The 22,658-nt window shown below is 42.0% G+C and carries 25 protein-coding genes and 1 riboswitch; of the genes, 13 read left to right on the top strand and 12 right to left on the bottom strand.

What is annotated here, in order from left to right:
- Nucleotides 1–219 precede the first annotated feature (219 nt).
- Together ACIQXU_RS14305 and ACIQXU_RS14300 are read right to left on the bottom strand one after the other, a co-directional pair.
- Nucleotides 220–1,329 carry a histidine kinase N-terminal domain-containing protein gene (locus ACIQXU_RS14305; RefSeq protein ID WP_402867634.1) on the bottom strand — a complete coding sequence of 370 codons (1,110 nt, stop codon included), beginning with the start codon at nt 1,327–1,329 and terminating at the stop codon, nt 220–222.
- Nucleotides 1,330–1,552: 223 nt separating this feature from the next.
- Nucleotides 1,553–2,440 carry a cation diffusion facilitator family transporter gene (locus ACIQXU_RS14300; protein ID WP_402990265.1) on the bottom strand — a complete coding sequence of 296 codons (888 nt, stop codon included), beginning with the start codon at nt 2,438–2,440 and terminating at the stop codon, nt 1,553–1,555.
- Nucleotides 2,441–2,690: 250 nt separating this feature from the next.
- A riboswitch (TPP riboswitch) is annotated at nt 2,691–2,793 on the top strand.
- Between the two features lie 98 nt (nt 2,794–2,891).
- Between ACIQXU_RS14300 and thiT the strand changes: the two genes are divergently transcribed.
- Complete coding sequence (gene thiT, locus ACIQXU_RS14295; RefSeq protein ID WP_402867636.1) at nt 2,892–3,473, top strand: energy-coupled thiamine transporter ThiT; 582 nt, start codon at nt 2,892–2,894, stop codon at nt 3,471–3,473.
- Nucleotides 3,474–3,525: 52 nt separating this feature from the next.
- On the opposite strand, the gene ACIQXU_RS14290 is transcribed toward thiT, so the two are convergent.
- The gene (locus tag ACIQXU_RS14290) at nt 3,526–4,050 is read right to left on the bottom strand and encodes a universal stress protein (RefSeq protein WP_402990262.1); all 525 of its coding nucleotides are present in this window, start codon (nt 4,048–4,050) and stop codon (nt 3,526–3,528) included.
- Nucleotides 4,051–4,340: 290 nt separating this feature from the next.
- Between ACIQXU_RS14290 and ACIQXU_RS14285 the strand changes: the two genes are divergently transcribed.
- The gene (locus tag ACIQXU_RS14285; protein WP_402990259.1) at nt 4,341–6,317 is read left to right on the top strand and encodes a transglycosylase domain-containing protein; all 1,977 of its coding nucleotides are present in this window, start codon (nt 4,341–4,343) and stop codon (nt 6,315–6,317) included.
- Nucleotides 6,318–6,496: 179 nt separating this feature from the next.
- Here the strand turns inward: ACIQXU_RS14285 and ACIQXU_RS14280 are convergent, their stop codons facing one another.
- Complete coding sequence (locus ACIQXU_RS14280) at nt 6,497–6,802, bottom strand: hypothetical protein (RefSeq protein ID WP_402867639.1); 306 nt, start codon at nt 6,800–6,802, stop codon at nt 6,497–6,499.
- A 176-nt stretch (nt 6,803–6,978) separates the two neighbouring features.
- Here ACIQXU_RS14280 and iadA point away from each other — a divergent pair, with 176 nt between their 5' ends.
- The 3 genes from iadA (at nt 6,979) to ACIQXU_RS14265 (ending at nt 10,143) form a co-directional block, all read left to right on the top strand.
- Nucleotides 6,979–8,154 carry a beta-aspartyl-peptidase gene (gene iadA, locus ACIQXU_RS14275; protein ID WP_402990256.1) on the top strand — a complete coding sequence of 392 codons (1,176 nt, stop codon included), beginning with the start codon at nt 6,979–6,981 and terminating at the stop codon, nt 8,152–8,154.
- 78 nt (nt 8,155–8,232) lie between these two features.
- Nucleotides 8,233–9,504: an MFS transporter gene (locus tag ACIQXU_RS14270; RefSeq protein ID WP_402990365.1), complete on the top strand. Its 1,272-nt coding sequence runs from the start codon at nt 8,233–8,235 to the stop codon at nt 9,502–9,504.
- A gap of 141 nt (nt 9,505–9,645) precedes the next feature.
- Nucleotides 9,646–10,143 carry a kinase gene (locus tag ACIQXU_RS14265; protein WP_402990253.1) on the top strand — a complete coding sequence of 166 codons (498 nt, stop codon included), beginning with the start codon at nt 9,646–9,648 and terminating at the stop codon, nt 10,141–10,143.
- Nucleotides 10,144–10,290: 147 nt separating this feature from the next.
- Here the strand turns inward: ACIQXU_RS14265 and ACIQXU_RS14260 are convergent, their stop codons facing one another.
- A complete protein-coding gene (locus tag ACIQXU_RS14260) occupies nt 10,291–10,689 on the bottom strand; it encodes a carboxymuconolactone decarboxylase family protein (RefSeq protein ID WP_402955568.1) in 399 nt (132 codons plus the stop codon).
- A 118-nt stretch (nt 10,690–10,807) separates the two neighbouring features.
- Between ACIQXU_RS14260 and ACIQXU_RS14255 the strand changes: the two genes are divergently transcribed.
- From ACIQXU_RS14255 to ACIQXU_RS14225, 7 genes are all read left to right on the top strand, one after another.
- Nucleotides 10,808–11,236 (top strand): Lrp/AsnC family transcriptional regulator, encoded by a 429-nt coding sequence (locus ACIQXU_RS14255; protein ID WP_402990250.1) that lies wholly within the window; start codon nt 10,808–10,810, stop codon nt 11,234–11,236.
- An 88-nt stretch (nt 11,237–11,324) separates the two neighbouring features.
- Nucleotides 11,325–11,891: an RNA polymerase sigma factor SigY gene (gene sigY / locus ACIQXU_RS14250; RefSeq protein WP_402955575.1), complete on the top strand. Its 567-nt coding sequence runs from the start codon at nt 11,325–11,327 to the stop codon at nt 11,889–11,891.
- Nucleotides 11,845–12,192: a YxlC family protein gene (locus ACIQXU_RS14245; RefSeq protein WP_402955578.1), complete on the top strand. Its 348-nt coding sequence runs from the start codon at nt 11,845–11,847 to the stop codon at nt 12,190–12,192. Before sigY ends, ACIQXU_RS14245 begins: the two co-directional genes overlap by 47 nt.
- The gene (locus tag ACIQXU_RS14240) at nt 12,185–12,403 is read left to right on the top strand and encodes a sigma-Y antisigma factor component (RefSeq protein WP_402955581.1); all 219 of its coding nucleotides are present in this window, start codon (nt 12,185–12,187) and stop codon (nt 12,401–12,403) included. Before ACIQXU_RS14245 ends, ACIQXU_RS14240 begins: the two co-directional genes overlap by 8 nt.
- Complete coding sequence (locus tag ACIQXU_RS14235; protein ID WP_402867647.1) at nt 12,384–12,698, top strand: YbjQ family protein; 315 nt, start codon at nt 12,384–12,386, stop codon at nt 12,696–12,698. The genes ACIQXU_RS14240 and ACIQXU_RS14235 overlap by 20 nt, the downstream gene beginning before the upstream one ends.
- 102 nt (nt 12,699–12,800) lie before the next feature.
- Entirely contained in the window at nt 12,801–13,343 is a 543-nt protein-coding gene (locus ACIQXU_RS14230) for a glutathione peroxidase (RefSeq protein ID WP_402955584.1), read from the top strand.
- Nucleotides 13,344–13,528: 185 nt separating this feature from the next.
- On the top strand, nt 13,529–14,458 hold the full coding sequence (locus ACIQXU_RS14225) for a catalase family peroxidase (RefSeq protein WP_402867649.1): 930 nt from the start codon (nt 13,529–13,531) through the stop codon (nt 14,456–14,458).
- 79 nt (nt 14,459–14,537) lie between these two features.
- Here the strand turns inward: ACIQXU_RS14225 and ACIQXU_RS14220 are convergent, their stop codons facing one another.
- The 4 genes from ACIQXU_RS14220 to ACIQXU_RS14205 form a co-directional block, all read right to left on the bottom strand.
- Nucleotides 14,538–16,208, bottom strand: coding sequence for an ABC1 kinase family protein (locus ACIQXU_RS14220; protein WP_402867650.1), 1,671 nt, complete (start codon nt 16,206–16,208; stop codon nt 14,538–14,540).
- Between the two features lie 15 nt (nt 16,209–16,223).
- On the bottom strand, nt 16,224–16,526 hold the full coding sequence (locus ACIQXU_RS14215) for a phasin family protein (protein ID WP_402955593.1): 303 nt from the start codon (nt 16,524–16,526) through the stop codon (nt 16,224–16,226).
- A 242-nt stretch (nt 16,527–16,768) separates the two neighbouring features.
- Entirely contained in the window at nt 16,769–17,065 is a 297-nt protein-coding gene (locus ACIQXU_RS14210) for a hypothetical protein (RefSeq protein WP_402867652.1), read from the bottom strand.
- Between the two features lie 3 nt (nt 17,066–17,068).
- Nucleotides 17,069–17,857: a TIGR00266 family protein gene (locus ACIQXU_RS14205; protein ID WP_402990245.1), complete on the bottom strand. Its 789-nt coding sequence runs from the start codon at nt 17,855–17,857 to the stop codon at nt 17,069–17,071.
- Nucleotides 17,858–18,108: 251 nt separating this feature from the next.
- Between ACIQXU_RS14205 and ACIQXU_RS14200 the strand changes: the two genes are divergently transcribed.
- Nucleotides 18,109–18,573, top strand: coding sequence for a CBS domain-containing protein (locus tag ACIQXU_RS14200; protein ID WP_402955599.1), 465 nt, complete (start codon nt 18,109–18,111; stop codon nt 18,571–18,573).
- A 69-nt stretch (nt 18,574–18,642) separates the two neighbouring features.
- On the opposite strand, the gene ACIQXU_RS14195 is transcribed toward ACIQXU_RS14200, so the two are convergent.
- The 3 genes from ACIQXU_RS14195 to ACIQXU_RS14185 all read right to left on the bottom strand — a co-directional run bounded on the left by ACIQXU_RS14195 (nt 18,643) and on the right by ACIQXU_RS14185 (nt 22,597).
- A complete protein-coding gene (locus tag ACIQXU_RS14195; RefSeq protein ID WP_402990240.1) occupies nt 18,643–20,760 on the bottom strand; it encodes a peptidoglycan D,D-transpeptidase FtsI family protein in 2,118 nt (705 codons plus the stop codon).
- Between the two features lie 280 nt (nt 20,761–21,040).
- The gene (locus ACIQXU_RS14190; RefSeq protein WP_402990237.1) at nt 21,041–21,406 is read right to left on the bottom strand and encodes a hypothetical protein; all 366 of its coding nucleotides are present in this window, start codon (nt 21,404–21,406) and stop codon (nt 21,041–21,043) included.
- A 75-nt stretch (nt 21,407–21,481) separates the two neighbouring features.
- Nucleotides 21,482–22,597: a DUF2515 family protein gene (locus ACIQXU_RS14185; protein WP_402990235.1), complete on the bottom strand. Its 1,116-nt coding sequence runs from the start codon at nt 22,595–22,597 to the stop codon at nt 21,482–21,484.
- Between the last annotated feature and the right edge of the window lie 61 nt (nt 22,598–22,658).

The raw sequence follows: 22,658 nt of genomic DNA, 5'->3' as shown, positions 1-22,658 counted from the left end.
TATCCCAGTCACCTCCCAAAAACAAAAATGAATAAAATGTATAATGACTGTAAAAAAAGTAGATGGAATGATCTTGAAATGAATGTCTTCGAGCTTTTCTTTACGAATCTGTAGATTTATTCATCACGATTATACAAGTCACCTAATTATAGTATAAGGAACTATCAGGGAATCAGTCAAAAATTACACACTACTTCCCCGTGATTTGGTGACTTTTACTTATGATTTTGTTTTTACGCGTATGGAGAATGTAGTTAAGAAGTCCGTTGAATGACAAGTCAAGGTCCCTTGATGCTTGAGGATGATTTCCTTGCAAACGAATAGTCCCAACCCTGTGCCCCTTTTTTTCGTTGTGATGAAGGGTTCAAAGATGCTAGGAAGCACCTCGGAAGGTATCTTTGGACCGTTATTAGAAATATTCAAGGTTAGGAAACCTGATGCTACCGAACCGGAAATGTCTATGGATGGATTTGGCGTTTCCGTAACTACATCCAGGGCATTCAATATGATATTGAGTAACACTTGCCTGAATTCCTCCTTGGAGCCGGCCAACTGGGCTTCGCCCTCAATATTACAGGAGACGGAAGCATTTACTTCCAAGATGCTAGGGTATAGGAATTCAATCACTTCATCTACCAGGGGGGCGATTGGAAATATTTCAATTTGTGTAGTATCCGTTTCCCTCTTTGAAAGGTTAAGAAATTGTGTAATCCGATAATTAAGCTGATCCAATTCCTTTGAAATGATGTCCAGATACTTAATCTCTGGCTGTTCGGCTTGTAATAATTGAATGAAACCCATGATGGAAGTAAGGGGATTCCGGAACTCATGGACAAAACTTGATGTCATCTGGCCTAAAAGGGTCAAACGGTCTTTATGATTTGGATTGATCAGCTGATATTGCTCCGCAACCTGCTTCGTCTTTAAATCGGTATAACTGGATAAAGCGAAATAAATGAGTTTATCGAAGTACGCATTTATTTGGTGGATAACCGCAGATAGTTCTCCTTTGATGGCTTCGTAAGAGAGAAATTGATCAATGATGATCGATCTTCCGGTAGAGGTTATGGAAAAGAACATATCCATATTCAAATGCTGTTTAACCCGGCCGGCTGAAATCTTTTCCCCTAAATCCTTCAGCATATCATCTATGTTAGTATCTGTATTTTTCAGTTGTTTCATCAGTGAATTTAGAATTTTTTCTATTTCTTCTTCAAAATATTCTATATAGCCATCTGACAAATGCTTTAATCGCTCTTTCCATTCGGTAAGGATAGTAGTTTTATGAGAAGATAGGAAGTGAAGAGTCATTTCTCGATTCAATACCATTTTGCCCTCCATGTGTAGGAAAATGAATTTATCTTACTTAATTATGAATGAATTAGAATATAATTCCAAAATGTAATATATGGTTTTAATAATAACAGATTGAAAGCGTTCTTTAAATACTCATTCATGCGGTAAATGATCGGTAAAAGGGGAAAGGCTTTGTTTATATTAGGTAAACATTGTATTAATAGGGGGTTTACACATATAAAAAAGGCACCGTTCATTATTGACGGGTACCTTTTTTTTGAAATGTATAGGGTTCGATATGGACAATGACATGTTTGATGTCATGTTCCTTTAATAAGTTTTCTTCAACCTTCACTGTAATGTCATGACTTTGGATGACGGTCAAGAGCGGATTGACATGCACGGTTGTTTCAACCAGAATTTCATTCCCATGCATCCGAGCTTTAATTTCACTCATGTCTTTCACCCCATCCGTCAACAGGATGGTTTGACCTATTTGTTGGAGATGCTGTTCATCGAAACCGTCGGTCAAGGAAAGTGAAGCGTCGTGGAAAATATCCCAAGCCGTTTTGCAGATCATCAGACCTACCACTAAAGCCGCAACCGCATCCAACCAGTCTATGCCGATTGTGGTACCGATAATACCTACGAAAGCACCGATACTGACAAGAGCATCAGAACGGTTGTCCTGTGCGACAGCATGGATGGAGGCGCTGTTTATTTTTTTGCTTAAAGCCAAGTTGTAACGATAAACCCCGTACATGAAGATGGCGGAGAATAAAGCGACATAAGCTGTGAACATATTCGGTACAACTGTCGCATCCTGCGAAAAGAATGATTCGATGGCGCTGTATATGACCTGTAATCCGACGGTGATCATAATGAAGGCGGCAACCAGAGACGCTACGGTTTCAGCTCTCAGATGACCGTATGAATGATTATTATCAGGTGGTCGCCTTGATATTTTTAAGCCTATTAATACAGCGACAGAGGCAATGATATCGGTCGTGTTGTTTAAACCATCTGCCCAAAGTCCTTTCGAGTCTCCAAAGTAACCAAACGTTAATTTGAGGGCCGACAAGAATATGTATGCGGCTATACTGATATAGGCGCCCTTTTCAGCAGAAATTGAATGTTTATCCATGTCTTTTCCCCCTCGTGCAAAATAACCTTTATAAAGATATCAAATTGAACCCTAGTGAGTCTATAGAAAAATTGTCGTCTTTATCCATCTAACTTGGCATATGGCATGTGTATTGAGGCCATGTAAAGAAGTTGGCTGGATGAAAAAATATAACCAGTAATAGGGAAAAACGCTCGTGGATATAATCGTGTTATTTACTTGTCAATTAGAGAAACTAGTAGTATATTCTAACCGAGGAACAAAAATTAAATACTTCCACAAGGGGAGCCAAGATGGCTGAGAGTGAACGGTTGAGTTCAGACCCTATGAACCTGTTAGTTAGTACTAGCGTAGGGATGTGGTTTTGGATAGCAATACTGGGCATCCATTACCGCCCTGGTGTTGCTTTTTTGCATGCCGAAAAAGCGACACGGGACTCATGGGCACTTTTGCACGTGGAGAAGGGTGAGAGATGATGAAACATAAAACATTATTCATGACAGAGGTCGCGATTTTTTCTGCATTGGCATTACTGCTGGATATAGTCTCCGGTTTTGTCTTTGCAAGGATATGGCCACAGGGGGGATCGATTTCCATTGCCATGGTACCGATATTCTTAATGGCCTATCGTTGGGGAATCAAGGGCGGAATGGCCACCGGTTTACTATTGGGGCTTTTGCAGATTGCCACTGGTTTGGCATTTCTGGCAACGCCGCTTCAAGGATTTATCGAATATTTCCTTGCTTTTACCGCCGTGGGATTATCCGGGTTGTTCATGAATAAATTTGTGAATAACCGTAAAGGGGGAAAACGGTTAAGAGGGGATATATATGCGGTTTGTGGCATGTTTGTGGGGAGCTTCCTGAGGTTTCTTTGCCATTTTACAGCAGGTATCGTTTTCTTTGGGGAATATGCGCCAGACGGGCAACCAGTCGTCCTCTATTCCTTGATTTACAATGGGACATATATGCTGTTTAGTTTTATTTTATCAGCAATCGTGGTAATGGTGCTCTATTCGGCTGCTTCGAATGTCTTGTTGAAGAAAGCCATCTAAAGACAGACCTTTTAAAAGGGCCGGCTCGATTATGAGCCGGTCCTTTTCTCCATTATTTTGCAATAAATACCGAGCATGGTGCCTGCTTGGCTATGGAACTGCTGGTGCTTCCGAGGAAGAACTTTTCCAGGCCGCTTTTTGCACTGTTGCCGACGATGATTAAATCGGCGTTCGTCCGCTTTGCATAGTCACATATGCTATCCGTGGCATTTCCCTCTAAAATCTCGATATTTCCATTAACCTGGCATTCACTGAGCAACCTCATCATATTGCTTTCAGCCATCCTCACATTGTTTTCATGAACGGTGGGAGTATCGTTCATGTGCATTTGACTTTGTTGTTCTACTTCTGTTACGGGATGCGTTTGTGAAGGGTCGACATAAAATCCTGCTGCCGGTACGAACCCAGGAGCGGATGCACTCTCGAGGATACGGCTTTCACCTTTTGGATTCAGAACTTGAACAATGGTCAATTCAGCTTCCGGAAAGGCCTTTTTTAATGAAGCTCCATATTCCACGGCGCGGTTGCTCTCTTCATTTCCATCATAAGCGGCGACGATACGTTTTAATTGTTTCATCTAAGATCATCTCTCCCCATAATTTGTCATTATAGGTTATATACCCGTTTTTATTGGTTTCATGCCTTTTTCAGGTGTATATTGATTTATAAATGTGGGTAAAGGGTATGGAAAAAGAAAAGACTAGGCATGAAAGGGAGAAATATTGTAGGCACTTTGTATGGAAAAGGATAATGGGAAAAATGTTGTGGAATTTGTTTTCCCTTTTAGCCATTGCAAGAGTTTTCTTTCATAAAAAGGGCAAAATATTTTTAATGGAGCATGTCGCATCTGGGAAAATGGGGGTACAAATGAGAGCGTTATTGAAAATAGGTCTTATAATTATATCAATCATTGTCGTAGTGGGAGCCGGTTTGTTCATATATTTTAAACAAACTGTGGATATAAGCAATCTCCAGGATCAACTTCAGCAACCGACCAAGATTTATGACGAGGATGGGAACTTAGCCAGTACCGTCACGGCTAATAAATCGGAAGGCGTCGCGATAGAGGAGATCCCGGAACATCTCATTCAAGCGGTCGTATCCATTGAGGATCACCGTTTTTATGAACATCATGGCATAGATTATCAAGCGATCATGCGTGCGATGGTGAAAAATGTCAAGGCGAAAAGCGTTGTTGAAGGCGGGAGCACACTTACCCAACAACTTGTAAAAATCACCATGCTTGAATCAGATCGGACCTTGAAAAGAAAGATAGAAGAGTTTTTCATCGCTCAAGAATTGGAACGTACGTATACAAAGGATGAAATTTTAGAAATGTATGTGAATCAAGTTTATTTTGGACATGGAGCATGGGGACTCAAAAAGGCAGCGAACATATATTTTTCAAAAGATGTTTCTGAGTTAACCGTCGCCGAAGGGGCTTTGCTTGCTGGGGTCATTAACTTGCCTTCCAAGCTTGATCCGTACAAAAATCCAGAAGGGGCGGTTAAACGACGGGATTTGGTACTGTCTAGAATGACCGAACACGGATATTTGACCGAAGAGGAAGCGGCTTCTGCCAAAAAGGATGAAGTATCACTACAGTTAGGTGAAGATACAGATCCTTTAAAAGGGAAGTATCCTTATTATATAGACCATGTCCTATCTGAAGCCTCCACCATGTATGGATTGGAGCTCCAGCAATTACTCACTAGGGGCTATAGAATATATACCACATTAGATCAACCGATGCAGCAGGCTGCCGAATCAGTCTATAGCCAGGATGCCAATTTCCCTTCTGGGACAAGCAATGACATATTGGTGCAAAGTGGGACGGTCCTTCTTCATCCTAAAACAGGCGGCATTAAGGCACTTGTTGGGGGGAGGGGCGAGCATCAATTCATGGGATATAATCGGGCGACGCAACTGAAAAGATCTCCTGGTTCGTCGATTAAACCGCTCGCTGTTTATACACCGGCAATTGAAGAAGGATATGAAATGACCGACTCTTTAAAAGACGAGAAGATGGAGTTCGGGAATTATGAACCATCGAATTTGAGCGGCACTTATAAAGGGGAGGTCCCAATGTATGAAGCCGTGATGAATTCCTTGAATGTGCCAACCGTTTGGCTCCTGAATGAAATTGGAATCGACAAGGGGCTGGATGCGCTCAAACGGTTTGGGATTCCTTATGACAAAAAAAATGACCGAAATCTATCGATAGCCTTAGGCGGGATGGATAAAGGGGTGTCCCCACTCCAAATGGCAGGAGCTTATGCGGCGTTTGCAAATGAAGGAAAGCGAAACGAAGCGCATGCCATTATAAAAATAGAAGACACGGATGGGAAAGAAATAGCAGCCTGGAAGGAAAAGAAGACAAAGGTGGCTTCGAAGGATGTCGTCGATAAGATGAATGCGATGCTTCTTGGGACAGTTAACTATGGAACGGCTAAAAATGCCGCGGTCTCTGGCTATGAAATCGCAGGAAAGACAGGATCCACACAGGTCCCGATCGAAGGAATATCAGGTGTGAAGGATCAATGGTTCGTGGGATACACCCCTTCTTTAGTAGGAGCTGTATGGGCTGGCTACGATAAAACGGATAAAGAACATTATTTAACCACTAACAGCAGCCAGGGAAGTACACTCATCTTTCAAAAGATCATGGCTCAGGCCTTACAGAACGAAACGGCTGAATCATTTCATGCAGAAGACATCGGACCATTGATAGCGGAACAGCAGGAAAAGGAAGAAGAAGAGGAAAGGAAGCAATATTGGATTGATAAGGGGAATGAAATCAAGGAGGGGCTTGGTAAGTGGAAAACATGGGATTTTCCTTGGTGATGATTGGGGATATATCCATATTCCCAGTAAATGAAAAAAAGCTGTCATTATTGACAGCTTTTTTTCCCTCATTAAAAGATGAAATTTACAACTAAACCGATTACGACGATAGCCCCGATAATCATTAAAATGGTTCTCATATCTATACACCTCATTTATATGTAATTTTTTTTCGTATATTAAATCCCAACGGTTTGGTTGGAGTGAAATCCTATTTTTTCATCATTTTCTTTACAAATGGCCTGAACCTTTTCCAGCATTGCATGTACATTTTGTCCTTCTAGGATCACTTTCATATCCACACACTCTTGTAGAATGAGAACGAATGATACAAATGTTGAAAGTTTTGTGGCATCGACCATTTTATGATTGCAGATAAAGTAGATGTTTCCTTTGAATTCTTTTGTCACTTGGTATAAGTTCATGATTTGACGCATGGATAATCGTGTATTTGTTTTAATATCAGCAGAAATTACTTTGTTCATGGTTGTTTACTCCTTTAATTTTTATATAATTAAATGCTTGTGCCGTAATACTTATAAGATAGAAAAACTAAGTTAAGTTCTTTTGAATTCATGTAATTGGGTTATGGTGTATATTTACCCGCGTATATCGTTTTGAAACCTATTAGAATATTTAAACTTGGAGGGAGTTTGGCCCTATGCTGACACTGATAAAGAATGGTGAGGTTTATACGCCGGAATACATAGGTAAGAAAGACGTTTTGTTGGTCGGAAAACAAATTGGCTTCATTGAGGATAAAATCGACGTCCCTGCCAATTTCGTTGAAATGCAAGTGATTGACGCGAACGGTCGAATCATTGTACCAGGTTTTATCGATGCACATGTTCATATCATCGGTGGCGGCGGTGAAGGGGGATTCAAAACAAGAACGCCCGAAATTCAGTTGACCGATGCGACGCTAGCCGGTATCACGACATTAGTCGGGGTCATTGGCACGGATGGAACGACAAGGACGATGCCGGACTTGCTTGCTAAAGCGAGGGCCCTAGAAGAAGAAGGGATTAGTTGCTTCGTTCAAACAGGTTCGTACCAAGTCCCGGTGAAGACCCTAATGGACAAGATTGAAGATGATTTAATCTTAGTGGATAAAATCATTGGAGTTGGTGAAATTGCCATTGCCGATCACCGTTCTTCACAGCCAACCGTGGCAGAGCTTGCAAAACTTGCGTCGCAGGCCAGGAATGGAGGACTTTTGTCCGGGAAAGCCGGTATCGTTAATATACATGTCGGGGATAGCTTGGATCATGTACAGGTAATCGAGGAAGTCGTCAGGACGACGGAAATTCCGATTACACAGTTCTACCCTACACATATGAACCGGAACCCGCATTTGTTTGAGGCCGGGATACAATTTGCCAAAAAAGGCGGGTACATCGATTTCACGACAAGTACCATTCAAAAATTCCTGGATGAAGGGGAAGTAAAAGCAAGCACGGCAATAAGGAGAGCCCTCGACGAAGGTGTTGATATCCGCAACATCACGCTTACATCAGATGGACAGGCTAGCCTTCCGGAATTTGATGGCAACGGAAATATATCCGGACTGAGTATGGGGACCTGCATGTCGCTGTATGAATCGGTTGTCGATGCGATTATCGATGATGGAGTTTCGATAGAGGATTCCATCCGTGTGGTCACGGAAAATCCCGCGAATATTTTGAAGCTAACTAATAAAGGACGGGTGGAAACGGAAAGGGACGCAGATATACTGATTTTGAAAAAAGAGACCTTTGAAATAGATACCGTCATCGCAATGGGTCAGATTATGGTCAGTGAGGGCAAAGCGATGGTGAAGGGCACATTTGAAAAATAATTCATTGATTTCTCTTTCTTGAATTGGAATTTTTGGGTAAAATTAACCAGAAAGTCGGATGAAGGGGGATAGAAAGAGATCATAAAACTTTTTAATAATCGAAATTATACGAAATTATTTTTAGCGAACGTAACATCACAAATGGGCGGGACCATCGGCATGACTGCATTTATGTTTTATTTACTGGACCGCTTCACCAATCAGCCGATTTATGCGACGGTTACGGAATTAATGTATTCTTTGCCTACCCTTGCTGTTTTCTTACTGGTGGGGGTTTTTGCTGATAGATTGGACAGGCAAAAGATTGCTTTGTATTGTGATTGGATTTGCGCAGGGTTGTCTGTTTTATTCTTGCTTTCGTTAGAGCTACATCTTCTCATGGTATCGTTTGCTGTCATTTTTCTGAGAAGTGCCGTCAGGAATTTCTTTGTGCCAGCGGAGTCAGCGTTGATTCAAGGCATTTTGCCTAAAGAGGATTATACGATGGCGGCTGGTTTAAATCAGATGGTATCGAGTCTGTTCATGCTTTTCGGAAACGGAATCGGCATTTTTATCTATTGGTCAGTCGGCATCGAGGGAGCCATTATCTTCGATGTGATCGGATTTATAATCAGTGGTTTCTTGATCCGTTCCTGTCGGATTTCAAAAGAAGTCAGACAGCCGAATGGAGTTTACAATTTGAAGGAACTGAGTGTAACAGGCGTTTGGGCAGATTTTAAAATTGGCTGGCAATATATATGGCAGTATAAGCTATTGTTCACGTTAATCAGCGGTTTTCTAGTATTTGGGATTGTGAATGGTGGATTTTCCGTGATGCAGGTTTTTATCTTGAAGTACAAACTTGAACCTGTTGATTATGAAAAGTATGCCGTCATCTTTGGTGTCATTTTTGGGACAGGAGTATTGCTGGGAAGCATCTTAGCTTCGGTACTGGCCAAAAAAATGAAGCTTCATCATATGATGGTCGTAGGCTTGCTGATATCGGGAGTGGGCACGGTGGCCAGTGGCCTTGTCGAAACAACCCTGCAATATATGATTGGGTTAGCCATCGTGGCTCTATCGCTTCCCATACTTAATGTGTCCCTTGGCGGGTGGCTGCCAAGCCTCGTTGCTCCCGAAATGATGGGGAGGGTCCAAGGATGGATCAACCCCTTGGTGATGTTATCGCAATCAATCACGTTATTCTTGATAGCCGTTGGCTTCCCCACCTACATAGCAGTAGAAACGTTATATTGGGTAGTGGGAGGGTGTCTGATCTTCGTAGGCTTTCTATATATGGCCATCATACCGAAGTTCATCCATGAAAAGGCGCCCGAAGCTACTGTGATGATGAAGGATCAAGCGAAGTAATTAAGCAAGTAAGGAATGGAACAAGGAACTTCTTGTTCCATTTACCTTTTCTAAACGGTACAGGTTCAGCCTCAATCCGAGAAAATGTCTTGCTAACAATCAGGGTTTATATATAGAGCGCAAGGTTATGGGGGGGAGACCATGAAATCGAAGCTAAGCATCATACGAGGGAACTCTGGCAGTGGAAAAACAACGATAGCAAAGAGCCTTCAAAATCAGTTAGGAATAGGTACCCTATTGGTTTCTCAGGATACAGTTCGCCGGGACATGTTGAATGCTCATGATAGAGAAGGCAACCTTTCAATTGATTTGATCCGACAAATTACGGAATACGGAAAAGGAAAATGTGAATATGTCATTTTGGAAGGAATCTTACATAAAGATCTTTATGGTGATATGCTACATCACTTAATACGGTTCTATAACGAAAAGGTTTTAATTTGTTATTTTGATTTATCCTTTGAAGAAACCGTCAAACGTCACAACTCTCGTTCAAAAAAGATGGAGTTTGGAGAAGAGTCTTTACGTGCTTGGTGGAAGCTGAATGATTATCTAGGTATCAAAAATGAAATGATATGGACTAACGAAACGTCACAGGATGATGTATTGAATCAGGTTTTTGATCATTTAGAAGATTGATTGATATAACGAGAATGAGTATAAAAGCAGAGTGAATCCACTCTGCTTTAATATTTGTATAGAGAAGCGGTGTTTACCTTCTTACACTATATTCATCACATGTACGAATCCACTGCAAGTCCTAGAAATTGTAACTGAATGCAAACGTTATTTTAGTCCCATCATGGCCCCGAAGTATTGTTGTGCAGTGGAAAAACAAATGAAGGCTATTAATTCTGATATTTCTTCGTCGCTGAATACTTCCTTTAATACTACAAAAAAACGTTCTTCTGTTTTCTCGCGTTGCACTAAAAATACCTCTGCAAAGGCGATTGCGTAGCTTTCTTTTATATCGGCCGGTTCCATTGGAATGCCTTTGGCCTGACAGTACGCACAGCCATTTCCATAGGCTAGAATTCTTCTGACATTTTCCTTCAATTGCTTTGTAAGCACTCCATCAGCAGAAATGGTTTCTGAGAGGTCATTCCAATTATGCGCAATTCCTTCGTTATGAAACAATTGCTGAAATGGACTTGTTCCAAATTGTGAACTTTTAATTCTTGGCATCGATATCTCCCCTTTGAGATAATCATAATCTAGAAGAAATGAAAAATTAATCGCATATGAAAAGTAATAGGAACAAAAAAATACTAGATGAATGGAAAATAAGGAGAATAGTATTCATATGAAATTAGACGATAAAGACCGCAGCATTTTAGCCGTACTGAAGAATGATAGCAGGGTTTCCATGAGAGAATTGGCAAAGAAAGTGGAGATGTCAGCACCCGCCGTTACAGAACGTGTCCGGCAAATGGAGTCTTTTGGTATCATCAAGGGTTATGGAGCCGAGATTGATTATAAAAAAATGGGCTTTCCGATAGAATGCATGATTGAAGCGACGGTGAAAAATGGGGAATATGACCGATTCAGAAAGTTTATCTTGGGTCAAGAAAATGTGGAATTTTGCTATCGGATCGCGGGAAAGGCTTGTTTCATGATCAAAATTCGCTGTGAAAGCCTTCAAAGAGTGGAAGAATTCATTAATCTCGCCATTCCTTTTGCATCGACGGTGACGCATGTAATTCTTTCTGAAGTAGAGAGACTTTCTGAATGAAAAATTTTTTTACAAGTCAGTGAACGAATTCATTTCCTTAACCGTCATATAAGTAACAAGCTAAGGATCAGGGAGCAGGTGATGATAGATGGAAGAACTGGAGCTGATTAAAGCGGCGAAAAAGGGGGATGATCAGGCGTTAGCCTCACTATTTCAAAACACGTATCCTTTTCTGCTAAAATACTTGCTTAAATTGACTTATGATTTACAAACTTCAGAAGATGTAGCTCAGGAAACCTTTTCTAAGGCCATCGAGAATCTTTCAAGGTACAAAGGGACTTCCAAGTTTTCCACATGGCTGATTTCCATTGCGACTCGGGTTTACTTGGATCAGAAGCGGAAGGAGAAGCGGGAAGAGTCCTGGTTAAGGCAAGAGCAATCGGTCAGAAAGCTCAAATGGGAGACGCAGGCCAACAATCAAGCATGGGATGATGTAATGGAAGCATTGGGGAATGTAGAGGATGATCTGCGAATTCCAATCATCTTGAAGCATTATTACGGATTTTCTTACGAAGAGATTGCGAAAATCATCAAGATACCAGAAGGTACCGTGAAGTCACGTGTCCATATTGGATTAAAGAAGATTAGAAAGGAGTTGGTCAGTAACGATGAAAAAGAACCATCCGGTTTATCAAAACCACTCAGACAAGAGTGATCAAGAGACGGTTAGTCAAATCAAGAAAAGCTTGGAGGAATTTGACGATACGATTTCCATCGATGTCCCACAAGTATCTTTTTTTGAGCAAACCATTAAACGAAAGCGTCAAAAAGCCAGAAGGGAATGGCGGAAAGAAGTGCTTATGTTTCTAGTGACGGCTGCTCTCATTCTCTGCTTCTTGTTTCTATCTTTATTTCATCAACCTGAAGTATTTCTCACATTACAAGTGTTGAGCGTGATTTTCATCGGCATATATACGTTTTATGTAAAAAGGAAGGTGGAAAGCAGTCATGGATAGAATGCAGATGTATGTATTGATTATGTGTGGGCTTATCTTGTTGGCCCAAAGCATATATTTATTCACCGATGCAAAGAAGAATGGTTTCAATCATTGGTTATGGGGCATTCTTGGTTTGATTCAAGCACCGGTTCCGCTAATTTTTTATTTAATCGTAAAAAAAATAAGAAAACGGGAAGAGGATGAGCTCAATGATTATCGTGACTACTAATGAAGTGCCGGGTAAAGAAATAAAGGAACTGAAGGGACTCGTTAAAGGGAACTCGGTCCAATCAAAGCATATCGGGAAAGATATTATGGCGGGTTTGCGGACCATTGTCGGTGGGGAAATTTCTGAGTATACGGAAATGATGAAGGAAGCTAGGCAAAAGGCCATTGGCAGAATGGTGGATGAGGCGAAGGAAAAAGGAGCGAATGCCATCGTTGCGATGCGCCTTGAAACATCCGCTATCATGCAGAACGCTTGTGAAATCATTGCCTATGGAACTGCCGTATATGTTGAATGAAGGTTTTTGCAAGCAATTAGTCATAGGTATTTAAGCTTATTTCTTTTGTTCCTTCTATTCCTATCGTATAATTCTAGATAGAAATATAAGGGGGAATGAAGAGTGGGGATTTATGAATTTTCTGCAGAGCGAATCAATGGACAGGAAGTTTCTTTAGAGAAGTATAAAGGTGAGGTCCTTATCGTCGTCAATACGGCAAGTAAATGTGGGTTTACCCCGCAATACGAGGATTTACAAAAGCTTTATGACCGATATAAAGATAAAGGATTGAACATTCTTGGTTTTCCTTGTAACCAGTTTGGAGAACAGGAACCAGGCCAAAACCAAGAAGTGGAAACATTTTGTCAGTTGAATTACGGCGTGAATTTCCCACTATTCAGTAAAGTGGATGTCAGGGGAAGTCAGGCACATCCATTATTTCACTATTTAACAATGAATGCGCCATTTACCGGTCTTGTCGACAAGCCAGGCGGAAGAATGCTGCATGCAAAATTGCAAGCGGAGCATCCAGAGTTTTTGATAGATGATTCAATTAAGTGGAACTTCACGAAGTTCCTTATCGACCGCGAAGGAAATGTCGTGAAGCGTTTTGAATCGGTAGAAGCCCCATTTGATATGGAACAGGATATTGAAGCCCTTTTATAAAACCCTAATGGAAAAACGGCAGCGCTTGGATTCTTTCAGGCGTTTTTGTCGTTTTCACGTTAAAAATATCTGCATATGGAAATAAAGAGAAGGACGATGTGTTATCCTGCGTTTTATATGGAATAGACAATCGAGATTGAGGGTACTGGTAAAAGATAACTTTAGCGGAAAGAAGGGTGATGAACGTGGAAAATGAAAAGGCAAAACCCGAATTAGCTAATCAGGCGGTGGATGCCATTGAAAAAGTCGTGGGTACGTTTCCGGGTAATCGTCGAGCTCATGCGAGGGGGAATTACTATGAGGGCGTGTTTACCCCAAATGGTCAAGCCGCATTGTTAACTGACGCACCACATCTTCAGAATCAGGCAGTTAAGGCCACCATCCGATTCTCCAATAGTTCCCCGAACCCCAATCATACGGATGCCCATTCTCCCGTAAAAGGGATGGCTGTCAAGTTCCATTTGCCTGATGGGGAGGAAACAGATCTTATTGCCGTGACGATTCCTTTGTTCTTCGCGAAAAAACCAGAAGCGTTTGTTGAGATTCTTGAGTTTGTCAAATCGGCCAAAGATGGTTTCCCGAATTTGAAAGAACTCGCAACGATTGCGATGAAATACCCTGAAAGCAAAGCGGGTCTACAGATGATTAAAGAAATGCGTTCCCCTGCCAGTTATACAATGGCACGATACTTTTCCATACACGCCTATTATTTCGTGAATGAAAATGGGAAGCGCCAGGCCATCAAATATCAGTGGGAGCCGGATGCCGGGTTAAGTATGCTGGAAAAGGATGAATTGGCCAAGCTTCCACCAGATTTCTTGACTGGAGACATGGAGGAAAGGCTGAAACGAGGACCAGCCAGCTTTAATTTAAACATACAAATCGGTAAGGAAAATGCCCCGACTGATGATCCTACCGTCGTGTGGCCGGAAGATAGTCAAATCATTACGGTTGGGAAGTTATCCATCACAGGTAAATTGGACTCGCAGAATGAGGCAATCCGGTTCGATCCAACGAATGTGACGGATGGGATTGAGTGTTCGGAAGATCCCATCTTGAATTTCCGTCATAGCGCCTATGCCGTTTCTTATGACCGACGCACACATAACCAGTGATTGGGCAGGCGAATTTGTGAATGTCCATGAAAAAAAGAGAAAATGCCAAGAAGGGATTTTCTCTTTTTTCATGATGAAACTACATTCTCCCCGATCTAAAGATGGTATAGATCATCAATAAGAACATGAGGGTTGCGACGACAAACCCGATTTCGATGGCCGGTATATTCCAAAGGATGTTTGCTTGGCCGGCAATGGCAGAGCCGACGATTAGACCGACCATGATGATGCTAAAGGCCAACAGGATTATACTGAAGGACAGCCGATTCGAGATTTGATCAAGTTTATGTAAGAAAACCTGGAGTTCGGGGATGTTGATGTCCAACCGTAACTTTCCTTTTTTGATGATATCTGAAACGTCCCTTATATCCTTAGGAAGCTCGGAAATTGCTTCTGCGGATTCAATAAATTGATTCCATGTTTTCTTTGCCAGGTTCTTAGGATGGAAACGCTCTTTCAATAGCCTTTCACCAAAAGGTTCTGCGGCTTTCATGATACTGAAGTTCGGGTCCAATTCTTCGACGATGGCTTCCATGGTGAGCAAAGCCTTACCAAGCATCGTGAATTCGGGTGGAATCATGACCTTGTGTTCATTGGCCACGGAAAACAGATCATTGACTGCACCACCCAAGCTTATCTGGCTCAAGGGGATGTCATAATATTTATTCCGCAATTCATCAATATCATATCGTAACGAAGACATATCCGTTTCGTCCGTGAGAAGTCCCATATTGGAAAGGGTATTGATCAATCCAGTGGTGCTTCCTCGCTTTAGATTTATGACAAGGGAAGCAAACTGATACTTCATCTCTTCCTCAAGACGGCCGACCATACCGAAATCCATCAGAGACACTACATTCCCAGGTAAGATGACGATATTCCCTGGATGAGGGTCACCGTGATAAAAACCATCAATCAAAATCTGCTGAAGAATGGAATTGGCTAATCTATCCGCGATTATCCTGCGATCATATCCTTCTTCATCAAGCTGTTTGTAATGATTGATCTTGATGCCTTTGATGAAGTCCATCGTCAGGACCTTTTTGGTTGAATAATCCCAGTGGATCTTCGGTATCTTGATACCTTGATTGTCGATGAATTGCTTGGCTATCCTTTCTCCGTTCCGCCCTTCTGAATTATAATCGAGTTCAGCTCGCAGGGACTTAGCGAACTCATCAATCATTTTTCTGATTTGATATCGCCTTGCCCAAGGTATCCGGGCTTCCATAAGCCTGGTCAAATCATCGAGGATCTCCAAATCCGTTTCCACGTTTGGCAAAATGTCGGGTCGTTGGACCTTGATGGCGACCACTTCCTGTGAGTGAAGCCGAGCAACGTGGACCTGACCGATTGAAGCGGTCGCAAGAGGGGTTTCTTGAAATTCAAGAAAAAGGCTTTCCAACGAATCCCCCAATTCAGCTTCAATAATCTGGCGTGCTTTTTCAAAAGGGAAAGGTGTGACCTGATCCTGGAGCTTCTCTAGCTCGCGGACAATTTCTTCCGGTACAATGTCACGTCTGGTACTGGCAATCTGACCAAGCTTGATGAAAGTCGGGCCTAAACTTTGTAATATCTTATGTAGCCGTTCCCCGATCGACCGCAGGTTCAGGTTTTCTTCGGGTGCGACTTTCGATGTGGATTTTCCATCAGATAATCCCAATCGATAGATGAAATAACCCATGCCGTTTTTTAAAAAGGCATTCGTGATTTCCTGATACCGATGTGCATGTTTCAATCGCTTGCCAAACATTCATTTTCCTCCAGATCAAGGTTGTATGGATTGGTTTTTTTGTTCTAAAGCAGCTATCCGGCGCTCTAATGCCTGAACTTCTTCTCTTGTGGCCAAATTGAGGCCATTCAAAGCCTGGTTGACTTTCACTTTGACTGAATCATCGATTTGCTTTTGGGCCTGTTCTCCTTTTTCTACCCACTGTTTAATAAGGTCCTTTGATTCTTCTTTACTGATATCGCCTTTTTTTACCAGGGTATCCACCGTTTTCTCAATCTGCTCTTTCGTTGCTGCAGCAGCACCTATGCCTAAGGAAAATATGTTTTTTATTAAGTCCATGTTTACATTCCTCCAATATAAAGTTTTTTACACCTTAAACTCCAAGAGTAAACCATGCTTTTCTTCTATCATACATGAATCATGAACACTACTAAAATATTATGGGTCAGAGTATTCGAAATGATGGGAAGAATGTGGCTACAAGGTGAAAGGTGAACATGCACTAAAGATTTGTTAGAAACCGACTTGATACGGAGAACCATGCAATATGAAAGCCACTGACAAGATAAGTAGAATGAATGTCATTTTTTACGGTAGAGGTATTGCCATTCGGTTCCGAGCTCCCGGTTAAGCAGTCGTTCCATTTGTTCGAGTTCGTTTCTGCCAACAGGCTCATCGGCAGGTGTCCACTGAATGGTGTAAACAAAATAGTACTCTCTTATTTTTCTGAAGATGACGGGGGAGTTGGGGTATTGGTCAAAAATCGCTTTGATATTGTATCGTCTCATGTAGGACCATTTAACAAGCTGCATGTCGATTCCACCCTTTTCTGCTAGATGATATCTGTGGCCGAAAAGCCTGCCGGCCACAGACTGCATCAATTATTTATCGTTGAATAAGCCGAACAAGCCTTTTGCTATGCTTCCTTCATCGGATGACCCGCCATTTTGTGGCATCGCAGCAAACACACGGCTGGCCAGACGGCTGAACGGAAGGGATTGAATCCAGACGGTTCCAGGACCCTTCAATGTCGCAAAGAAAAGACCTTCTCCGCCGAATAGCGCAGTTTTTACACCTTTGACGAATTCGATGTTATAATCCACCCCGCTGGTCATGGCGACTAGACAGCCGGTATCCACACGGAGTACCTCACCTGGAGCCAATTCCTTTTGGTGGATCGTACCCCCTGCATGGACAAAAGTCATTCCGTCTCCTTCGAGTTTTTGCATGATGAACCCTTCACCACCGAAAAAGCCTGTCCCAATTTTCCTCTGAAATTCGATTCCAACCGATACACCTTTCGCTGCGGCTAAAAAAGCATCTTTTTGACAAATGATTTTTCCGCCGAGCTCACTCAAGTCCATAGGGATGATCTTACCTGGATAAGGGGAGGCGAAAGAAACATGCCTTTTTTCATGACTTTCATTGGTAAAGGTGGTCATGAATAAGCTTTCGCCCGTAAGCAGCCTTTTACCGGCACCAAAAAGTTTTCCCATCATCCCATCACTGCTAGATGACCCATCGCCAAAGATCGTTTCCATTTTGATTTGATCTTCCATCATCATTAAACTGCCTGCTTCGGCAATCACCGTTTCTTTGGGATCCAATTCGACCTCGACAAACTGCATGTCATCCCCGTGTAATTTGTAATCTATTTCATGATTATTCATTGTTTATCCTCCATTCTTATCTTATTTTCATTGTAAAAGAAATTCATCCAATCTTCCAATATTATTCAATGATTTGTTTTACGGAAAAAGAGGGGGCTGATTATCCAATAAGAGGGTGGGGCAGATGAAAGTAGAAAAATTGACAAAGAATGCACAAGTACCAATGTTTTTTAATGGTATGATTAAATGGAAAGTAAGTGAAAATATAGATATTGGAAATGGAACATCAACTTAATAAAAGGGGTGGTTGGATGTTAGTCAAGGATTATATGATCAAAGAGGTATATGTGGCTCGCCCGAATTTTACATTAAAGGAAATCATGGGGCTCTTTATAGAAAATAAGGTTGGTGGGGTTCCTGTGGTCGATGATCAGGATAAGCTTCTAGGGATGGTATCGGATGGAGATATTTTACGCTACCTGGCACCCGCGGAAGAATCCGTCAAGGGATATTACACGTACATCACGATTTTGCCTGGCGAAAACCTGGATGAAAAGGTCGCCTCTAAAATGAATGATAAAGTCTCGCAAATTATTAAGAATAAGAAAATCACGAAGTTATCCCCGGAAGATCCATTGTCTGATTTGATAAAGGTCATATCTAAACATCACTTCAAGAAAATCCCGGTGGTGGATGAACATAATAAGGTTGTCGGGATAATTAGCAGGGGAGATGCGCTACGGGCCCTTTATAAAGAGTTCGTCCAAAAGCTATAGTATTAAGTATGAAAATGAAATGGCCTGCTCGGATGAGCAGGCCATTTTTGTCGATTCACCCGATTTGGGTCACTCGGGATTTGAATCAACCGCCTTGTCTTTCTCTGTATCTCCTTTTAATCTTTTTTCCTTTAATTTGAAATAAGCATCCATCGCCCTTTCACCAATCCGCTTGTTGATATCATCTGCGGCGGAACCTTGGTAAACCCATGGTGCTACGACGGAAAACGCCACTTCTGGTTTATTGTGTGGGGCGTAGCCTACAAGCGTTAGATTGATAGTTGGTTCGGGTTCGCTATATTCATTTCTTCGAGGCCCGTCATAAAAGGCCTGGGCCGTCCCTGTTTTCGCAGCCGGGCGGTATGACTTGCCGGCAAAAGCACTATATGCCGTTCCACCAGGTTCCTGTGCAACCTGTCTAAAGCCTTCTTGGACACGTTGAATCCAAATTTCTTCCCCGCCCAGATCGTTTAAAACTTTCGGACTCACCGATTGAAATACAGATCCCAATTCCCCATGCTTATCGGAAGGGTTCCTGATTTCCTTAACAACATGAGGCTCAAGTCTTTGTCCACCATTAGCAATCGTCGATACGTACTGTGCCAATTGCATCGGTGTATAGGTATCATACTGTCCAATGGATAAATCGAGTAGCAATCCATCTGTCGAAGTATCGACCCCTTTAAATCCCGCCGATTCATTGGGAAGGTCGATGCCCGTACGAACGCCTAAACCAAATTGGGCATAATGGTTTCTTAGTGTGGTAAAGGACCCACTCTTAAGACCTAACTTTTGATGTGGACTATAATGACCCCCGCCAATCTTGATTGCCGTTAGGAACATATAAACGTTCGATGATTTTTTTAATGCAGTTACATCTGATAGATACCCCAAGTTGCTATATGACTTTTTGGGTTTAGCCCCAGCCAGATAAAGTGGCTGGTCATACAAGGTTGTCCCGGGAGAGATGACCCCTGTTTGAAAACCTGTGTAAACCGTCGCCCCTTTTACAGAGGAACCCATCGTATAAGATGTGGTAATTGTTCCAAGGGCAAAATCGTTAATCTCGGTCGCACCGGTTTTAGCGTTGTGCCCGTATTGTTTCCCGGACATTGCCAGGACTTCGCCAGTATTAGGATCCATTAAAACGACGAAGGCACGATCTAACAAATATGTATTACCCTTTGCTTTCGTTCTTCTTAACTCCGTTTCAATGATTTCGTCTACTATTTGCTGCAGCTCCATATCGATGGTCAGGACCAGGTCCTTTCCACTTTCTCCGTCAGTCACGGGAATCGTGTCAACCACTTCGCCTTTACTTAAGATGTTTTCCACTTTCGCCTTTTTCCCACGGAGGACATCTTCATATTGTTTCTCAATATAACTTTTTCCGACTCGATCATTCCGGGTATAGTCACGGGCTAGATAATAGTCTAGATTTTCGCTAGGAAGCCCTTCTTCGGAAGAGGACACTTTTCCGAGTACCGACCGCAACGTTTCATCATATTTATAGGTCCTATCCCAATCCGTCGTAACATCGACACCAGGAAGGTCGGATAAATGCTCACTGACCCTGGCGAATTCTTTTTTGGTCACGCCTTTATTCTTAACGATGGATGGGGTAAGTGCGTATCCACTATTAAACTCTCGAAAAATTGCGAGAACTTCCAATTCATCCTTGGTGAATTCTTTGATGTTTTCTTCGGTTATTCGCTCTAATTGAAGTTCATATAACTTTTTTTCTTTCCACTTATTTTCTTCGACTTTCTTCCGTTCCGCTTTTGTAATCAAAGCCTCCGCTTTTTTAGGATTTTTTAAGATCCAGAAATCCTTCCTATCCCGCTCCGTAATTTTTTTCGTATCCTTTTTTATCAAGGTAGCGAGGATTTCGGCTGTTTCTAGCATTTCTGCTGTCTTTGTATTTGGATATTTCGTATAGGTGATCGCATTAAGAGGATCATTATCGACGACTGGGTTCAAGTACCGATCGTACATTTTACCACGGGGAACGGGGCTGTTGACCACATCATTTTCGGTTCGATCCACCTCGCGTAAATAATTATCTCCATAAACAATTTGAACGATACCTAGCCTTATAACCAGGGCGGAAAATAATATGAATATGAAAAAGAACATAAAGTTCAGTCGGAAAGGAATTGGATTCTTTTTTTTCTTTTCTTTCTTCATTTAGGTCATTCCCTTCTTAATCAAAAGTAAAAAATTCCTAAATCTAATGATATATAAAAACAGCCTATATATCTATGGTTATTCCATAAAATTATTTAATTAGAAAAAATAGGTCAGAAGAATAAGAGAATAACCAGGAGAATTCGGGAGGACGAGAAGAAAGAAGCAGAGGATGAGGGGGAGTATGTACCCTTTTAGATGGGGGCTGGAACGCCGCCAAATTAACTGCGAATTTCCCTTCTTAAGGAATTATAAGGAATATACGGAATGCCAGCAATGCCTAATTGGCTTCTTTTCCCTTTGGTGTTAGCGAATAACTCATACGGTCGGATACGCTGATTACTTCATTGAAATATCCGCAAAGTTCAAGCCACTTTTCAGGATAAATCGTGATAAAACGTTCCATTGTTTCGATTGAATGCAGGACAAGGCAATCAATTCGCTTTACTTGTTTATTCTGCAGGTTAAAGAGAAGTACATGAGGGATGGTGTAATACGGATAGAGCTGATATGGGTTCAGTATGACCGGGGAAATATTCTTTTCTTCTATATACTTGTCCGTCATGATTTTTTGGATTGCAAAACTCTCACTCGGATGTAAGTCTCCTATGGCGTGATTCGGATTCATCAGTACAATGCCTCTCATTTGGTTTCTCCCCTTCTTTTTGGTACTCATTGTTTCCAAATGATGGGGGTTGTATTCGTAATGAGAGGCATGGATTCAAATGAAAGATTTCAGTTCATTGATGGTCTTTAAGTGTTGGACATTTTCTAACACCTTGCTTGTCAGGTCCACCTTTTGAACAAACGGCAAGTCTTGTAAATCATAAATGAAGGCTTCTTTCGTAAACCAATCAGTCCGGGGCAAAGGGAAAACCGGACGATCACTCCAGGCGGTGGGGAGGGTTGGGCTGTATACCTTCGATTCCACTCCGGAAATGGATGTAGAGGTATACACATCATCCCAATAGTCTGCCCGGGAAGCGGTGTGGGGATGATTGGTTGCGAATTGCTCGACACCTTGGAGGATCATGGGGTGCTGAAAGAGAAGCTGGTATAGGGTCTTGCCGGTCTTGATTCGTTGAAGGGGATCAGCAAATCGCGAAACGGTCAGGCCGGTTAATGAATAGCGCTTTTTCTGGTATGCATAAGGAAAGAGCACCGTCGTAAAGCCTAAAAGTTCCTGTAGCCGGAAATCGAGCCTCCGGAGGATTTCACCATGACGGGAGCGTTTCAATACGCGTTCTTCCATCATCCTTTGTTCATTGATAATGAGGGCGTTTGTTAAAAGTGGAGAATGGGGCTCATGGATAAAGGATTCCCATATGGGGGCCATGAAGTTGGAGATATGGAAGATCCGCAAATATTTCCTTAAGGGAATATTTTTTTGCTTGGCCTTTTCATATAAAAGGAGCTGTGGAAAGGCATCGGCAAAAATGGCCGAATTTGCCCGTTCTAGGAAAAGGAAGAATTTTTGCCGATCCTCGCTGTTGAGAAGATGGGTCATGGAAGAACTGGCCAAGTCCGTCATATGATAGCCACCGTTCCTAGAAACCATATGAGCTAAAAAAGACCAATGCACCTCGGGGTTTCGCTTGTAATAGGAAAGGTAAGCTTGAGTCCTGGTCACGTTATTCCGGTTCTGGGCCGCAGTCTCGGCCCGGATGTTTTTTATAAGGGAGGATTCTTCAGGAAAGAAAATGATGGATTCTTCCGCAGGCTGCTTAAGCTCGAGTTCCAATCTGGATTTCAATGCATCGAAATTCCCGGCATCCAAGACGGGTTGAATCTTTTGTGGAGCTCCACAAAACAGCTTCTGCACATATTGCGAGAACATACAATCACCACGAATGTTTTTCGGTTAGTATATGCAGAGCAGTCAAGAAAGGGGCGTTGCT

The sequence above is a fragment of the Peribacillus sp. NPDC097284 genome, assembly GCF_044761765.1.
Lineage (GTDB): Bacteria > Bacillota > Bacilli > Bacillales > DSM-1321 > Peribacillus.
This window is presented reverse-complemented; position numbering and strand designations above follow the sequence as displayed.

Excerpts from the sequence above, each read along its gene's own strand:
- ACIQXU_RS14305 (WP_402867634.1), bottom strand. The coding sequence starts at position 1,329 with ATGGTATTGAATCGAGAAATGACTCTTCACTTCCTATCTTCTCATAAA.
- ACIQXU_RS14280 (WP_402867639.1), bottom strand. The coding sequence starts at position 6,802 with ATGAACAAAGTAATTTCTGCTGATATTAAAACAAATACACGATTATCC.
- ACIQXU_RS14215 (WP_402955593.1), bottom strand. The coding sequence starts at position 16,526 with ATGGACTTAATAAAAAACATATTTTCCTTAGGCATAGGTGCTGCTGCA.
- ACIQXU_RS14265 (WP_402990253.1), top strand. The coding sequence starts at position 9,646 with ATGAAATCGAAGCTAAGCATCATACGAGGGAACTCTGGCAGTGGAAAA.
- ACIQXU_RS14200 (WP_402955599.1), top strand. The coding sequence starts at position 18,109 with ATGTTAGTCAAGGATTATATGATCAAAGAGGTATATGTGGCTCGCCCG.
- ACIQXU_RS14190 (WP_402990237.1), bottom strand. The coding sequence starts at position 21,406 with ATGAGAGGCATTGTACTGATGAATCCGAATCACGCCATAGGAGACTTA.
- ACIQXU_RS14195 (WP_402990240.1), bottom strand. The coding sequence starts at position 20,760 with ATGAAGAAAGAAAAGAAAAAAAAGAATCCAATTCCTTTCCGACTGAAC.
- iadA (WP_402990256.1), top strand. The coding sequence starts at position 6,979 with ATGCTGACACTGATAAAGAATGGTGAGGTTTATACGCCGGAATACATA.
- ACIQXU_RS14300 (WP_402990265.1), bottom strand. The coding sequence starts at position 2,440 with ATGGATAAACATTCAATTTCTGCTGAAAAGGGCGCCTATATCAGTATA.
- ACIQXU_RS14255 (WP_402990250.1), top strand. The coding sequence starts at position 10,808 with ATGAAATTAGACGATAAAGACCGCAGCATTTTAGCCGTACTGAAGAAT.
- ACIQXU_RS14285 (WP_402990259.1), top strand. The coding sequence starts at position 4,341 with ATGAGAGCGTTATTGAAAATAGGTCTTATAATTATATCAATCATTGTC.
- ACIQXU_RS14205 (WP_402990245.1), bottom strand. The coding sequence starts at position 17,857 with ATGAATAATCATGAAATAGATTACAAATTACACGGGGATGACATGCAG.
- ACIQXU_RS14290 (WP_402990262.1), bottom strand. The coding sequence starts at position 4,050 with ATGAAACAATTAAAACGTATCGTCGCCGCTTATGATGGAAATGAAGAG.
- sigY (WP_402955575.1), top strand. The coding sequence starts at position 11,325 with ATGGAAGAACTGGAGCTGATTAAAGCGGCGAAAAAGGGGGATGATCAG.
- ACIQXU_RS14210 (WP_402867652.1), bottom strand. The coding sequence starts at position 17,065 with ATGCAGTCTGTGGCCGGCAGGCTTTTCGGCCACAGATATCATCTAGCA.
- ACIQXU_RS14245 (WP_402955578.1), top strand. The coding sequence starts at position 11,845 with ATGAAAAAGAACCATCCGGTTTATCAAAACCACTCAGACAAGAGTGAT.
- ACIQXU_RS14220 (WP_402867650.1), bottom strand. The coding sequence starts at position 16,208 with ATGTTTGGCAAGCGATTGAAACATGCACATCGGTATCAGGAAATCACG.
- ACIQXU_RS14235 (WP_402867647.1), top strand. The coding sequence starts at position 12,384 with ATGATTATCGTGACTACTAATGAAGTGCCGGGTAAAGAAATAAAGGAA.
- ACIQXU_RS14240 (WP_402955581.1), top strand. The coding sequence starts at position 12,185 with ATGGATAGAATGCAGATGTATGTATTGATTATGTGTGGGCTTATCTTG.
- thiT (WP_402867636.1), top strand. The coding sequence starts at position 2,892 with ATGATGAAACATAAAACATTATTCATGACAGAGGTCGCGATTTTTTCT.
- ACIQXU_RS14185 (WP_402990235.1), bottom strand. The coding sequence starts at position 22,597 with ATGTTCTCGCAATATGTGCAGAAGCTGTTTTGTGGAGCTCCACAAAAG.
- ACIQXU_RS14260 (WP_402955568.1), bottom strand. The coding sequence starts at position 10,689 with ATGCCAAGAATTAAAAGTTCACAATTTGGAACAAGTCCATTTCAGCAA.